We start from the raw sequence: 12,439 nt of genomic DNA on the forward strand, positions 1-12,439 counted from the left end.
GTATCAGGTAGTGGGAGCAGTGGGCGATGGAAACCGGAGACGACCAGCAACAACTCAGCGCGCTGTTCATTGCACAGCGCGGGGGGCTGATCCGCATGCTTGCGCGGGTGGTGGGGTGCGCCAACCTGGCCGAGGACCTGGCCCAGGAGACCTACCTGCGGGTGGCCAAGGCGCTCAACGCCCGCCCCATCGAGCACTTGCAGCCGTTCCTCTATCAGACCGCCCAGTACCTGGCCTTCGATCACCTGCGCAGCCAACGCAGCAAACGCCGCTTCGAGTACCAGCCCACCGACGCCAGCCAGCTCAGCGAAGTGCCCACCGCTGCCCCCGGGCCGGAAAGCCATGTCCAGGGCCAGCAGCAGTTGCACTTGCTGCAACAGGTACTGGCCACCCTGCCCAAGCGCCAGCAACAAATCCTGGTTTTGCATAAACTGCACGATCTTTCGCAAAGCCAGATTGCCCAGCGCTTGCAGGTTTCCCTGAGCACGGTGGAAAAGGACCTGCGCCATGCACTCAATGCCTGCATCAAAGCCACCGACCGGCAGAACCCCGATGACTGAACACCTCAGCGCCCTCCCCGGCGACGCCATTCGCGAGCAGGCGAGCTACTGGTTCACCCAGCGAGAGGCCATGACCCACAACCTGCCGCTGCGCCAGCGCTTTGAACAGTGGCGCAACAGCCACGCGCAGCACGCCGAGGCCTACCGCGCCCTGGAAGACCTGTGGCAGGCCAGCGCCTTCGAACAGGCCCTGGAACAACTGGCGCTGGGCCTGGACCTGCCGGCCGCCCCGGCCCCCGCCACGCCGCGCAGAAAACGCCACCGCACTCGCTGGCTGGCCGCCGCGGCCACGGTGCTGGTGATGCTCGGTGCCGGCTGGTTCGGCGACCTGCCACTGCGCCTGCAGGCCGATCACCTGAGCGCGGTCGGCGAACTCCAGCGCTTCGACCTGGCCGATGGTTCGCACATCGTGCTGGGCAGCGACAGCGCCATCAGCAGCGACTTCAGTAACGCCCGGCGGCGCATCCAGCTGCTGCGCGGCGAGCTCTATGTCGAGGCCTTCCACGACCCGTCCCGGCCGCTGACCATCGAGGCCGGCAGCGCCACGGTGACCGTGGTCGGCACCCGCTTCAGCGTCAGCCGCCAGGCCGACGGGGTGACCGTGGCCGTACGCGAAGGCCGGGTACGCCTGGCCGACGAAAACGGCCAGCAGAGCCTGCTGCAAGCCGGCAACTGGCAACAGTTGCAGGGCCACCGGTTACTGCCCCTGAACCCCGAGGGCAGCGAACGGCAACTGTCCTGGATCAACGGCCGCCTGTCCTTCCAGGACGCGCCCCTGGCCCAGGTTCTGCAAGAGCTGGGGCGTTACCATCGCGCACCGATCCTGCTGTTCAACGCCGACGCGGCGCAGCAGAAAGTCAGCGGCAACTATCAGCTCGATGACCCCCAGGCCATTGTCCGGGCCCTGAGCAAAGTCACCGCCACCGAGCTCACCCGCCTGCCGGGCGGCATCCTGGTACTGCGCTGAAACACTGCCCGGGGGGGCTGAAAAAAGTTTTACGGCTTTGCCGAGGCCAACCCGTCAGGGTGTTTGCTTATGCAAATCATTCCTATTTCGTACGGGACTTCCATGCACCTTCCAACACTCACCCCGGCCCGCAGCATCCTCGCGCTGGCCATCTGCCTGGCCTGCAACCCCGTGATGGCGGTCGAGCCCACCACCGCTACCGACAACCAGGCAACCGCCACCTACAGTTTTGCCATCGCCCGCCAGTCCCTGGCCAATGCCCTGGACCAACTGAGTACCCAGAGCGGTTTGCAGATCGCCTACTCCGCGGCACTGGCCCAGGGGATCGAGTCGGCGGGGGTCAGCGGGCGCATGAGCGCGGAACAGGCACTGGGCAAGCTGCTGGCCGGCACCGGCCTGGGTTTTGAACGCAACGGCGCCAACGCGGTGCTGCTGACCCGCCTGCCCCAGAGCAGCCAGGCCGTGGAGCTGGAGGCCACCCAGATCGTCAGCAACCAGTTGGGCACCGTCACCGAAGGCAGCGGCTCCTACACCCCAGGCACCATCGCCACGGCGACCCGCATGGTGCTGACCCCGCGGCAGACCCCGCAGTCGATCACCGTGGTCACCCGGCAGCACATGGAAGATTTCGGCCTCAACAATGTCGACGACGTGATGCGCCACACCCCGGGCATCACCGTCTCGGCCTACGATACCGACCGCACCAACTACTACGCCCGCGGTTTCTCGATCAACAACTTCCAGTACGACGGTATCCCCTCCACCGTGCGCAACGTCGCCTATTCGGCTGGCAACACCCTCAGCGACATGGCCATCTACGACCGGGTGGAAGTGCTCAAGGGTGCCACCGGCCTGCTGACCGGCGCCGGCTCCCTGGGCGCCACCATCAACCTGGTGCGCAAGAAGCCCACTGCCCAGTTCCAGGGCCACGCCTCCCTGGGCATGGGCTCCTGGGACAACTACCGCAGCGAACTGGACGTCAGCGGGCCGCTGACCGAAACCGGCAATGTTCGCGGCCGCGCAGTGGCGGCCTACCAGGACAAGCAGTCGTTCCTCGACCACTATTCGCGCAAGACCTCGACCTACTACGGCATCCTCGAATTCGACCTGTCCCCCGACACCCTGCTGACCGTGGGCGGCGACTACCAGGACAACATCCCCAAGGGCTCCAGCTGGTCCGGCACCTTCCCGCTGATCAACGCCACCGGCGGGCACAACAGCATGTCGCGCTCCTACAACAACGGCGCGACCTGGAGCGGCTGGGAGCAATACACCCGCACCGCTTTTGCCATGCTCGAACACGACCTGGGGGATGGCTGGGTCACCAAGCTGCAACTGGACCACAAGATCAACAGCTACCACGCCGAGCTCGGCTCGATCCAGTTCGACGAGCCGCAGACCGATGGCACGGCCAAGGTCAACGCACAGAAGTACACCGGCGACACCACCAGCGATTCCGCCGACCTGTACCTGAGCGGCCCCTTCAATCTGTTCGGCCGCGAGCATGAACTGGTGCTGGGCGGCTCCATCGCCAACTCGCGCTGGACCGGCAAGGGCTACTGGTCCCCGGACTTCCCCGGGGGCAAGGGTAACGTGGTGGACTTCTACAACTGGCACGGCAAGATCGAACGGCCCATCTGGGGGCTGCCGGCCCAGCGCACCGACGACACCGTGCGCCAGACCGGCACCTACATGACCACCCGCCTCAACCTGATGGACGACCTGAACCTGTTTCTGGGCGGGCGCGTGGTCAACTATCACCTCACCGGCCTGACCCCGTCCTACAAGGAAAGCGGACGCTTCGTGCCCTACGTCGGCGCGGTCTACGACCTCGACGACCACTTCTCGGTCTACGCCAGCTACACCGATATCTTCATGCCCCAGGAAAGCTGGAACAAGGACAAGGACAGCAAGCTGCTCAACCCGGACGAAGGCCAGAACTACGAGCTGGGGCTCAAGGGCGAGTTCTTCGAAGGCCGCCTCAACAGCAGCCTGGCCTACTTCGAAGTGCACGAGACCAACCGCTCGGTGCCGGACGATGCCTACAACAACCAGTCGCCCACCCCCGACAACTACGCGTTCAAGGGCGCCAAGGCGGTCACCAAGGGCTACGAGCTGGAGATTTCCGGCGAACTGAGCCCGGGCTGGCAAGTGCAGGCCGGCTACACCCACAAGATCGTGCGTGATGACGAGGGCGACAAGATCTCCACCTTCGAGCCGCAGGACCAGGTCAACCTCTACACCAGCTACAAGCTCAAGGGCGACCTGGACAAGCTGACCGTCGGTGGCGGCCTGCGCTGGCAGAGCGAGGGCTGGTATTCGGTCTACAACGCACCGCGCAAGATCAACGAAGACATTTCCCAGGAGGCCTACTGGCTGGTGGACCTGATGACCCGCTACCAGATCACCCAGAACCTGTCGGCGACCCTCAACGTCAACAACATCTTCGACAAGTCCTACTACACCAACGTCGGTTTCTATAACTCGGCAGCCTACGGCGAACCCCGCAACTTCATGCTCAGCACCCGCTGGGACTTCTGAGCCGGCGGCCCTGCCGGGCCACCCCGCCCGGCAGGGCACCAAGCAGCATCAGTGCCCGTCAGCCAAGCAGGCCCGCCTGCTTGAGCAGGTCCGCCAAGCCCGCGGGAACCAGCGGCGTCTGCTCGGTGAAGCTGGCGCTGCCCTGCCAGCGGGCCACGAAGGGCGCGCCATCGCTTTCCCGGGCATCGAGCTGGGCACACTGGTAGACACTCGGATCGTCGAAGCGGGCGTCGTAGACCTGGACGAACTCATGGCCGGGCTTGCCGGCATAGGTGAACAGGCTTTCCAGGGTGCCGATCAGGCGCAGGCTGTTGATCGACAGCCCCAGCTCTTCCTGTATTTCCCGAACGATTGCCTGGGCACTGTGCTCGCCAAAGTCGATGCCGCCACCCAGGGGGCGAAACAGCATCTGTTGCTTGTCGGCATCAAAGAACTGATTGACCAGGATCTTGCCCTGGTGATGGAAGATGCACAGCGCGAGCGCGCGGATGCGGGGTTCAGACATGGGGTGAAGTCCATTTGCCGAGACGAGGCGCGGCATTAGAACACGGCGCCAGGCCCCTCAGCCAACGTAAAAATACTTCACCGCCAAGGCCGGGACCTCCTCCATCGCCGACCATAGTTGCTCGTCCAGTTCGCCACTGATCAGCTCATGTTCCTCGTCGCTCAGCAGCCCGGGAATGTCCCACAGTTGCTCCAGTTGCGGGTGGCCTTCCAGGTGCGCGATCAGCTGGCGCTGGCGGCTGACCAGGGCCCGAGTGTTGCGCGCGCCGATCGCGGCCAGGGTGCTGAGCGCCAGCTCGCAGGTCTGCTGCCCCCAGTTGCAGAAGAACTGCAGGAAGCCGCCGTTGTAGCCGTCCGCCTCCAGCCGCCACAGCGCGACGATGGCCTGGTCGTCCGCCGGCAGTTGCTGCAGTTGCCAGTCCAGGGCCTTCAGGCGAGCCATGGACTCATCGCACAGGCATTCCCAGATCCAGTCGATGGCGTTGAGACTGAGCACCGGCTCGCCCAGGTGCGGCCAGGACACGGACCAGCCCCGAGGTGCGATGGCAAAATCCGCCCGCTGCTCGGGCGTGGCCTCCCGCAGCCGGCTGTAACGGCTCAGGGGCTGGCGCAGCCGCAAGCCGTCGGCCCAACTCAGGCAGAGCATTTCATCCTCGAAGGCGACGTGGGTGATGGGGCTGAGGTTCATCAGGCAGGACCTTTGGGCAATGTAATTCAGTCGTAAGCGGCCGGACGACGGCGCGGGCCGATGCCGTGGAGCACCGTGAACAGCCCACCGCCCAGCAGCCCCAGCAGCAGGAACGGAAAGATCCCACGGTTGAGCAAGGGGATCCAGTAGTCCAGCCCCGAAGCCCCCTTCAGGGACCCGGCGAACAGCCCCGGGGCGCCGGACAGCAGCCAGATCAGCACGCCACTGAGGCCACCGCCGATCACATAGCGCCAGCCAGTGGCGAGAAAGCGCTCCACCAGCCACAGCACCGGCCAACTGACCAGCATGCTGATCCAGGCCCCGATCATGGCCCCCAGCAAGAATACCGGCAGGCTTTCCGCGCCCTTGGGATAGAGCGTTACCGCGACGCCCCCCAGGGTCAGCGCCCCCGACAGCGGCACCGCCAGCAGCCGCCGCAAGCCCGGCCCTCGCCCATGGGGCGGCACCGACAGCTGATCAATTCCACGGCTCAGCAGGCTGTACAGGCCAGCCAGGGCCAGCCCGCCCGCCAGCGGCAGCAGCAACAGCTGCATCCATGAAGTACGCACCAGCACCGTGGCCACCAGGCTCAGGATCAGGCTGATCCACAGGTAGCGCGCCCTGGCCTGCGGGCAGCGCCGCTCAGTCCACAGCAACAGGGGAATGCCCAGGACCATGGCGATCACACTGCCAAACAGAAACCCGGAAAACAGCTCCGTGCCATTCCAGCCCTTGATCAGGCCCTTGATCACGGCGTAGACCAGGCCAGCGCACAGGGGCAGTGCAAACAATCGCAGTTCGGCGTTGGGCCGCATGGGGTTCTACCTGGGGTGGCAACGGGTGCCGGGTTGAAGGAAGGAGCGTTTCTACACAAGTGCGGCGGACTAATCCAGTGCCGGAGAAACAATGCAACCTTGAGCCCGGCAATGGCTTATTGCTCAATATCGGGGTATACAGCTGGGCGAAAATTCATCCAGACATCCACCGTAAAAGACCATCCACCGCAAGTCGCTGCACCGCTGTCAGATGTCAGAGCAGAACAAGCATTGGCTTACAGGCAGCCGCCGAGTCCTGTTGCAAGTTCAACAGCAGCTCTGCGACCAGGGCGTGCCCAGCACGATCACCTTGGCACCTGAAACAGCCGGCGCCATTCCTCTGGGCAGGCCACTCTGCCACGCTGACGCGGTCCTGTCAGCGCTCCGGCGCAGGTTGCAATGACCCAGCGTTGACCGACGCGATATGAAAGGAAACTTGACGTGCTGGCAAGACTGAACGGGCAGGAACTGCATTTCTTTGGCACACCCAAAGCATTCAATGCCATGGCACGAGCCATTCGCAAAGGCCGGCACGGCGAGTCTCAATCAATGCCGCTGGAGCAGGAGCAATCCAGTTTCAGCACCTTGTTCCTGAGTTGCTCCGGTCAATCGAGCAGGATCTGGATTGAGCACAGCGAGGTTCATATCCAGTATGCCGAGGCCAGTAAAAACCGACTCTACCCTTGCCTCTCCATGCCCGCTGAAACAGCGCCGGGTGCGCTTTTTTTCATCGACAAGCGGCATCAGGATCACCCACCGCTGCTCACCGACGACTCGCTAAGCCTTGTGCTGCATGTCATCGCGAACGACGCCGATGCTTGAACTGCATCTGCAAGAGTAAACAGGCCCATGAAAATCTACCTCGACGACGAACGCCAAACCCCGCAAGGCTGGGTTCGCACCTACTGGCCGGACGAAGTCATCGCGCTGCTGAAAGCCGGTGGCGTCGAGGAAGTCAGCCTCGACCACGACCTCGGAGATGATCAGCGCGGCACCGGTTACGACGTGATCCTGTGGATCGAAGAGGCCGTGGCCCTCAATGGTTTTCATCCGCCGCGTATTCACATCCACTCGGCCAATGCCAGCGCCGTGGAAAAGATGCGTGCGGGTGTGCAAGCGATCGATCGACTCGCCCGCAACAACGGATGCCGCCAATCAACCCATAACGCAGGCAACTGACCCCATGAGCGGCAACCTGTATGGATACATCCATTGCTTTGACCCTTCGCCGGCTGCCGAAGCGCACAATCGTGCGGTGCTGCAAAGCCTGCCAGTGACGGGGGCGCAGATCACCCGGGCGCTTTTCAGCGTGCTGCCAAACAGCCGGGGGCACTGCTACTTCGGGCATATGGTGCACTTCGCCACCTACCCCAAAGGCAGTTACATCTTCGATGATTCGTGGCTGGCCGAGTACGAAGCCCTGCTGGAGCGCCTGTTCTGGGACAACTCGGAGGTGGTGCATACCTACTGCGGCGAACGGCGCACCTGGGACTCCAGTAAAACCCACGGGCTCGAGCAACCGACAGGCTTGAAGATCAGTAACAGGAAGGTTTTCCCCTCCTACCACGACCTGGAGCCCGTCGAGGACAGCGATGCGCCGACGCCGGGCAACAGCTGAGCTGCCAGCGCCCGCTTGATATTCGCGCTATGGGCTACGCAGAACCTGCGGCGAGCGGCGCCAGACTGAACCAGTCGGCCCTCAACAACCCGTACTGCACCAGATCATGATGAGTCCCCAGCCAGTATCCCGCCTGCCGTGAAAGCCCTTCGCGGACAAAGCCCGCCCGCTCCAGCAATCTGAGGGACGCCAGGTTTCGCGGATGCACCTGGGCCTCGATACGGTTGAGCGCCATATGCTCGAAGCCCCAGCCAACCACGGCCTCCAGCGCCTCGGTCATCAGCCCCTGCCCTTGCGCCGCACGCCCCAGCTCGAAACCGACGGCGCAGCTGCGCCACTGCCGGTTCCATTTGAACAGGCCGCAGGTGCCCAACAGGCCGGGTTCGGACTGGCGCTCGATGCACCAGCGAACCCCTGGGTTGGGCAAGGTCCGCCAACTGGAGAACTGCGCCAGCAGTTGCTCGGCCTGCGGGTAGTCGGTAATGGGGTCGGTGCCGAACCACTGCATGGCATCGGCGTCGCTGTGGATCGCGAACAGTGCCGGGACATCGGCCGGGCACAGTTCCCTGAGGATCAGGCGCGGGGTGCGGATAACGGGAAAGTCGCTCATGGGGATACCGCCCTAGCCTGCCAGCTGCTCGCGCAGGATCTGCGCATACTCGTCCTTGATCTGCTCAAAGCCGTACTTGTGCTCCAGGCGCTTGACGGTGAAGTGCCCACGGGCCATGTCCTGGTAGAAGTCGGTGAACAGCGCATTGATGGTGGCGCCGGTAAAGGCGCCGATCACCGGCACCGCCTGGGCCGCGAACTTGCTGGAGATGGTCACGCCGTAACGGCTGGCGACTTTCTCGATCAGCAGTGCCAGCCACTTGCCCACCTGCCCCGGCGACAAGCTGCCCACCGCCCCGGCACCGCGCTTGGCGGCAATGGCCGCCAGCTCCTTGGACAGTTGCTGCATGGCCTGGGTGGTGAAGCTGCGGGTGATGTAGTAGCCGGTTTCCGTGGCGTCGTCGGCCTGGCTGTTGCCGCCCATGGCGAACACTTCGATGCAGGCCTGCTTGGTGGCAAAATCCGCCAGATCGAAGCCTTCGCTGCGGGCCACATCGGCCACCGAGCGCATCATGATGGTGGTGGAAATGGGCAACTCGACAAACAGCGCGGCAAAACCGAAGGCCCCGCCCACAGCGCCGGAAGTGGCCGCGTACATCTTGTGCAGCAAGGTCGATGCCGGCTTTTTGGGCGCGTTGTCCAGGCTCCACAGCGCCGCATCGGCGGAGCTGTGCAGGGCCGCCACCACCGCGCCGTTGATCTTTTTCGCCACCACCGCCGGCAGCGCCTTGACCGCACTTTCGATGGGCGAACCCAGCAGCCCGGACAGGCGCGCCGTCAGTGAAGGCGACTCCAGCAAGCCGACGGCGCGCTTGAGGTCCTGGTAATCCGCGGGATGGTCTTTGATGCTCACAGGCGTCTCCATGGGTGGCTGTTCACTGCCTCGGGAAAGAATAAACCCTTGCCTGGCAGCGTCGTGGCTCAATTGCGCGTCCGGCGATAGGCAGGACTAAGGCTTGGCTGGCTCCAACAGCAGGTCCGCAGCCAGCGTCGGGTATTGGACCTTCATCCGCTCCAGGCATTGCAGCAGCAGTTGCGCGTCCCGGGGCAGGCGCCGGGACAATGCTGGCAAGCCGCTGATATGCAACTGTTCGGGCATTTCCACCAGCCCGGTAATGGCGTCCCAGAAGGCGTCCCAGTTACAGCCGTACCAATGGGGAAAACCCAGGGCATCGCGCAGCACCAGGTGCAATTCAGCGGTGCTCGTCACCTGGCTCAGGTCGATATGTTGCAGGGGCAGGCGGCTCATTCGTCATTCCTTGGGGTAATGGCTTGAAGGGGCTTTCGCTGGCTGGCCACAAGGGCTTCAGGCCAGCGGCTGGACACCCAGCTGGCGCTGCAACTGCTCCCAGCCCAGCTTGCAATAGCTCTCCAGCAGCTTGGCCAGATGCGAACTGGCGGTCTGCGGTGACATCCCCGCCGCTTCGGCCAGGGCGCTGGCGGACAGCGAGCTGCCATCGGACAGGATGATGAGCATGCCCCCCGCACCGGCTCGGCGAAGGTTTCGCCGCACACTTCGATCCAGCCCAAAGCATGGTGTGCAAAAAGGTTCGTATAGTCGCACCGCACTGCGGCAAAGGAAATACGCCCCCATGGACCTCAAGCACCGCCTGCAACGCCAAGTACTGATCGCCCCCTGCCGGAGCTATGGGGTGGTGATCCTCGACACCTCGATCGTCAATGTCGCCCTGGAATCCATTGCTCGGGACATGGATGCCGGCATCACGGCCCTGCAGTGAGTCATCAATGCCTACCCCCTGAGCTTCGCCAGCCTGCTGCTCACCGGCGGCCTGCCGGGGGAGCGGTTTGGTGCCCGGGCGCGACAAAGCCGCCGTCGCCGGCCAGGCGACAGCGGCGGCTGCCTCTCCCCTTACAGGTGCTGCTGGAAGAACGGCACCAATTGCGCCATGGCCAGCGCCACCGTTTCGGCGCGGTCGTACAGGTCGTAGTGGGACCCGCCTTCAGCGACCACCAGATGCTTGTCCCTGGAGGCCGCGCGGCCATGGATTTCCAGGCCGTCGCGGTAGGCACCGAAGCCGCCGGGCTTGTCGCCGACCACCACCATCAGTGGCTGGGTCAGCAGCACCTCGGCCTGCAGGAAGGCATCCCAGCCGAAGGCCGCGCTATTGAAGGAAAACAGACCGCTGGTGGCGCCGTTTGGCTGCTGGCCCCGGGCGGTCTTGTAGTACTCGGTGGCTTCCAGTACGTCGATGTCGCTGATGCCGTTCTGCTGCGCCTCGGCTACCGATGCTGGCAGGTAGTCGATCACATGACGCGCCTCGCCCCGGGCCTCGGCGGTGCGCTGCTTCGCCATGGCGTGCAAGGCGCTGACCGGATCGAAGTTGCTGAAACCTTCGCGGATCAGGCGGCCGAAGTTGACCCCGGTAATGGAGGCCAGGGCCTTGATCCGGTAGTCGGTCATTGCCGCCTGGATGGTGTAGCCACCGCCACCGCAGACACCGATGGCACCGATGCGCTCGGGGTCGACATAAGGCAGGGTCACCAGGTAGTCGATGGCGAAACGGATGTCCGACACGCGAGTGGCCGGGTCTTCGATAAAGCGTGGCTGGCCGCCGCTGGCGCCCTGGAAACTGGCGTCGAAGGCGATGACCACAAACCCGGCCCGGGCCAGCCCGGCGGCGTAGATGTTGCCGGAGGTCTGCTCCTTGCAACTGCCGATGGGATGGGTGCTGACGATCGCCGGGTAGCGCTTGCCCGGGTCGAAATCCGCCGGCAGATAGATGTCCGCGGCGTTATTCCAGCCGAAGTTGGGGAAGCTGACGTGTTCGATGCTGTTGCTCATGACCGTACTCCTTGAGCCGCCCTGGGCAGGCTCGTCTGGATCGATAGGCGGACCGCTCGCTCCCGTGTGCGGGAGTGCGGAGTCGGGCGTTACCGAAAGCGCCCGGGACACGGCAGGCCTTGGGGCTGCTGCGTCGTCGGGCACCAGTATAGAAATGGCTCGCGGCGAAACCTTGCCTATTCTGACGGCAAGTTTGCCTGTTTTGCGGATTCTGCCGGCTCACCCCGAAGGGCGTTTCGCTGCAACACAAACAGCTAGAAACACGCCTATCCGTGGCGGATCGAATGGTTAGGCGCCCAGAGCCGCGCCACAGCCTGTTTGCCTATTTCGCTGAACCCTGCACTGCAACCTGGCCCTTACCCGGCCTCGCGCATCCTGCGGATATCCCGCTGCGGCGGCGCGCCGAACACCCGGCTGTATTCCCGGCTGAACTGCGAAGCACTTTCATAGCCCACCAGCCCCGCGGCGCGCCCGGCATCGATGTTCTGGCTGAGCATCAACTGCCGGGCTTCCTGCAGGCGCAACTGCTTGTGGAACTGCAGCGGGCTGACGCCGATGATGGCGCGAAAATGCTGGCGGAAGGTGGACGGGCTCATATGGGCGCGCTGCGCCAGATCATCGACGCGCAACGGCTGGGTGAAGTTCTGTTTGAGCCAGGCCACGGTCTTGAAGATCTGCTGGGTCGGCGAACCCACCGCCAGCAACTGCTGCAACGCCAGGCTGTAGGGCCCGGCCAACAGCCGGACGATGATTTCCTGCTGGATCAATGGCGCCAGCTGGGGAATCAGCGCCGGCTCGTCGAGCAAGCCCACCAGCCGCTCCAGAGCGCTGGCCAGCCCCGGCTCCAGTTCATCCACCACCACCGTCCGATAATCGCTGGCCCGCGAAGGCGGTGGCGGCTGCATCTGCGCAGCGGTTTGCAGGATCTGGTGCATGTCCAGGGTCAGCATCATGCCCAGGAAGGGTTCGGCCGCCGAGCCCTCGGTCACCCGGGCCACCACCGGCTGGTCGATGCTGGTCAGCATGCCCTGCCCGGCCCGGTAATTGATCACCGCCTCTTGCAGCAGCACCTGCTTGCCGCCCTGGGCAATCACCCCCAGGCCCAGGCTGTAGATGCAGGGAATGGCCGAGGTCGGCGTGGAACGGCGGTGCAAGGTCAGGTTGGGCACGGCGCTGGGAAAGTCGCCGGAGTGCGGGGTGTGCCGGGCAATCAGGGCCGCGAGTGCGGTGGAGGTTCGGGGCTGGGTCATGGGCGGGCAATCGGAAGTGGCAACAGTACAGGCGGCCACTGTGCGCCGATTGGCCATGCAGATCGAGTTTTTCTTCACGGCCAC

The 12,439-nt window shown here is 64.3% G+C and carries 16 protein-coding genes; 7 read left to right on the forward strand and 9 right to left on the reverse strand.

Translation table 11 applies throughout. The annotated features are described in order from the left end of the window. Positions 1-26: 26 nt before the first annotated feature. From BM382_RS06545 to BM382_RS06555, 3 genes are all read left to right on the forward strand, one after another. The gene (locus BM382_RS06545; protein ID WP_011060692.1) at positions 27-560 is read left to right on the forward strand and encodes an RNA polymerase sigma factor; all 534 of its coding nucleotides are present in this window, start codon (positions 27-29) and stop codon (positions 558-560) included. Next, positions 553-1,527: a FecR family protein gene (locus BM382_RS06550; RefSeq protein WP_011060691.1), complete on the forward strand. Its 975-nt coding sequence runs from the start codon at positions 553-555 to the stop codon at positions 1,525-1,527. The genes BM382_RS06545 and BM382_RS06550 overlap by 8 nt, the downstream gene beginning before the upstream one ends. Positions 1,528-1,629: 102 nt before the next feature. Continuing rightward, positions 1,630-4,068, forward strand: a complete 2,439-nt coding sequence (locus BM382_RS06555; RefSeq protein WP_225368751.1) for a TonB-dependent siderophore receptor — start codon at positions 1,630-1,632, stop codon at positions 4,066-4,068. A gap of 58 nt (positions 4,069-4,126) precedes the next feature. Here BM382_RS06555 and BM382_RS06560 read toward each other — a convergent pair whose 3' ends face one another. The 3 genes from BM382_RS06560 to BM382_RS06570 are packed head-to-tail and all read right to left on the reverse strand — an operon-like array spanning position 4,127 to position 6,075. Beyond that, positions 4,127-4,573: an NUDIX hydrolase gene (locus tag BM382_RS06560; RefSeq protein ID WP_026020210.1), complete on the reverse strand. Its 447-nt coding sequence runs from the start codon at positions 4,571-4,573 to the stop codon at positions 4,127-4,129. A 57-nt stretch (positions 4,574-4,630) separates the two neighbouring features. Next, on the reverse strand, positions 4,631-5,260 hold the full coding sequence (locus BM382_RS06565; RefSeq protein WP_011060688.1) for a DMP19 family protein: 630 nt from the start codon (positions 5,258-5,260) through the stop codon (positions 4,631-4,633). 26 nt (positions 5,261-5,286) lie between these two features. Continuing rightward, the gene (locus BM382_RS06570; RefSeq protein WP_011060687.1) at positions 5,287-6,075 is read right to left on the reverse strand and encodes a hypothetical protein; all 789 of its coding nucleotides are present in this window, start codon (positions 6,073-6,075) and stop codon (positions 5,287-5,289) included. 441 nt (positions 6,076-6,516) lie between these two features. Here BM382_RS06570 and BM382_RS06575 point away from each other — a divergent pair, with 441 nt between their 5' ends. Genes BM382_RS06575 through BM382_RS06585 form a run of 3 tightly spaced genes read left to right on the forward strand, consistent with a single transcriptional unit; the run spans position 6,517 to position 7,693 of the window. Further along, positions 6,517-6,897: a hypothetical protein gene (locus BM382_RS06575; RefSeq protein WP_041752167.1), complete on the forward strand. Its 381-nt coding sequence runs from the start codon at positions 6,517-6,519 to the stop codon at positions 6,895-6,897. A gap of 27 nt (positions 6,898-6,924) precedes the next feature. Then, the gene (locus BM382_RS06580) at positions 6,925-7,254 is read left to right on the forward strand and encodes a cyclic-phosphate processing receiver domain-containing protein (RefSeq protein ID WP_072442378.1); all 330 of its coding nucleotides are present in this window, start codon (positions 6,925-6,927) and stop codon (positions 7,252-7,254) included. Positions 7,255-7,258: 4 nt separating this feature from the next. Continuing rightward, positions 7,259-7,693 (forward strand): hypothetical protein, encoded by a 435-nt coding sequence (locus tag BM382_RS06585; protein WP_072442380.1) that lies wholly within the window; start codon positions 7,259-7,261, stop codon positions 7,691-7,693. A gap of 34 nt (positions 7,694-7,727) precedes the next feature. Here BM382_RS06585 and BM382_RS06590 read toward each other — a convergent pair whose 3' ends face one another. From BM382_RS06590 to BM382_RS32055, 4 genes are all read right to left on the reverse strand, one after another. Continuing rightward, positions 7,728-8,303 (reverse strand): GNAT family N-acetyltransferase, encoded by a 576-nt coding sequence (locus BM382_RS06590; protein WP_072442382.1) that lies wholly within the window; start codon positions 8,301-8,303, stop codon positions 7,728-7,730. Positions 8,304-8,315: 12 nt separating this feature from the next. After that, positions 8,316-9,167, reverse strand: coding sequence for an EcsC family protein (locus tag BM382_RS06595; RefSeq protein ID WP_072442384.1), 852 nt, complete (start codon positions 9,165-9,167; stop codon positions 8,316-8,318). Positions 9,168-9,251: 84 nt separating this feature from the next. Then, the gene (locus BM382_RS06600) at positions 9,252-9,551 is read right to left on the reverse strand and encodes a barstar family protein (protein ID WP_015635147.1); all 300 of its coding nucleotides are present in this window, start codon (positions 9,549-9,551) and stop codon (positions 9,252-9,254) included. Between the two features lie 57 nt (positions 9,552-9,608). Further along, positions 9,609-9,779: a winged helix-turn-helix transcriptional regulator gene (locus tag BM382_RS32055; protein ID WP_170866309.1), complete on the reverse strand. Its 171-nt coding sequence runs from the start codon at positions 9,777-9,779 to the stop codon at positions 9,609-9,611. Positions 9,780-9,894: 115 nt separating this feature from the next. Between BM382_RS32055 and BM382_RS31550 the strand changes: the two genes are divergently transcribed. After that, positions 9,895-10,041: an MFS transporter gene (locus BM382_RS31550; RefSeq protein WP_139187205.1), complete on the forward strand. Its 147-nt coding sequence runs from the start codon at positions 9,895-9,897 to the stop codon at positions 10,039-10,041. Between the two features lie 131 nt (positions 10,042-10,172). Here the strand turns inward: BM382_RS31550 and BM382_RS06610 are convergent, their stop codons facing one another. Together BM382_RS06610 and BM382_RS06615 are read right to left on the reverse strand one after the other, a co-directional pair. Next, positions 10,173-11,105, reverse strand: a complete 933-nt coding sequence (locus BM382_RS06610; RefSeq protein WP_011060678.1) for an alpha/beta hydrolase — start codon at positions 11,103-11,105, stop codon at positions 10,173-10,175. A gap of 356 nt (positions 11,106-11,461) precedes the next feature. Then, a complete protein-coding gene (locus tag BM382_RS06615; protein WP_053158416.1) occupies positions 11,462-12,412 on the reverse strand; it encodes an AraC family transcriptional regulator in 951 nt (316 codons plus the stop codon). Positions 12,413-12,439 lie beyond the last annotated feature (27 nt).

It is taken from the genome of Pseudomonas sp. NFPP25, assembly GCF_900116505.1.
GTDB classification, from domain to species: Bacteria; Pseudomonadota; Gammaproteobacteria; order Pseudomonadales; family Pseudomonadaceae; genus Aquipseudomonas; species Aquipseudomonas protegens.

Coding starts and splice junctions, on each gene's coding strand:
- BM382_RS06545 (WP_011060692.1), top strand. CDS start 27: ATGGAAACCGGAGACGACCAGCAACAACTCAGCGCGCTGTTCATTGCA.
- BM382_RS06550 (WP_011060691.1), top strand. CDS start 553: ATGACTGAACACCTCAGCGCCCTCCCCGGCGACGCCATTCGCGAGCAG.
- BM382_RS06555 (WP_225368751.1), top strand. CDS start 1,630: ATGCACCTTCCAACACTCACCCCGGCCCGCAGCATCCTCGCGCTGGCC.
- BM382_RS06560 (WP_026020210.1), bottom strand. CDS start 4,573: ATGTCTGAACCCCGCATCCGCGCGCTCGCGCTGTGCATCTTCCATCAC.
- BM382_RS06565 (WP_011060688.1), bottom strand. CDS start 5,260: ATGAACCTCAGCCCCATCACCCACGTCGCCTTCGAGGATGAAATGCTC.
- BM382_RS06570 (WP_011060687.1), bottom strand. CDS start 6,075: ATGCGGCCCAACGCCGAACTGCGATTGTTTGCACTGCCCCTGTGCGCT.
- BM382_RS06580 (WP_072442378.1), top strand. CDS start 6,925: ATGAAAATCTACCTCGACGACGAACGCCAAACCCCGCAAGGCTGGGTT.
- BM382_RS06585 (WP_072442380.1), top strand. CDS start 7,259: ATGAGCGGCAACCTGTATGGATACATCCATTGCTTTGACCCTTCGCCG.
- BM382_RS06590 (WP_072442382.1), bottom strand. CDS start 8,303: ATGAGCGACTTTCCCGTTATCCGCACCCCGCGCCTGATCCTCAGGGAA.
- BM382_RS06595 (WP_072442384.1), bottom strand. CDS start 9,167: ATGGAGACGCCTGTGAGCATCAAAGACCATCCCGCGGATTACCAGGAC.
- BM382_RS06600 (WP_015635147.1), bottom strand. CDS start 9,551: ATGAGCCGCCTGCCCCTGCAACATATCGACCTGAGCCAGGTGACGAGC.
- BM382_RS32055 (WP_170866309.1), bottom strand. CDS start 9,779: ATGCTCATCATCCTGTCCGATGGCAGCTCGCTGTCCGCCAGCGCCCTG.
- BM382_RS31550 (WP_139187205.1), top strand. CDS start 9,895: ATGGACCTCAAGCACCGCCTGCAACGCCAAGTACTGATCGCCCCCTGC.
- BM382_RS06610 (WP_011060678.1), bottom strand. CDS start 11,105: ATGAGCAACAGCATCGAACACGTCAGCTTCCCCAACTTCGGCTGGAAT.
- BM382_RS06615 (WP_053158416.1), bottom strand. CDS start 12,412: ATGGCCAATCGGCGCACAGTGGCCGCCTGTACTGTTGCCACTTCCGAT.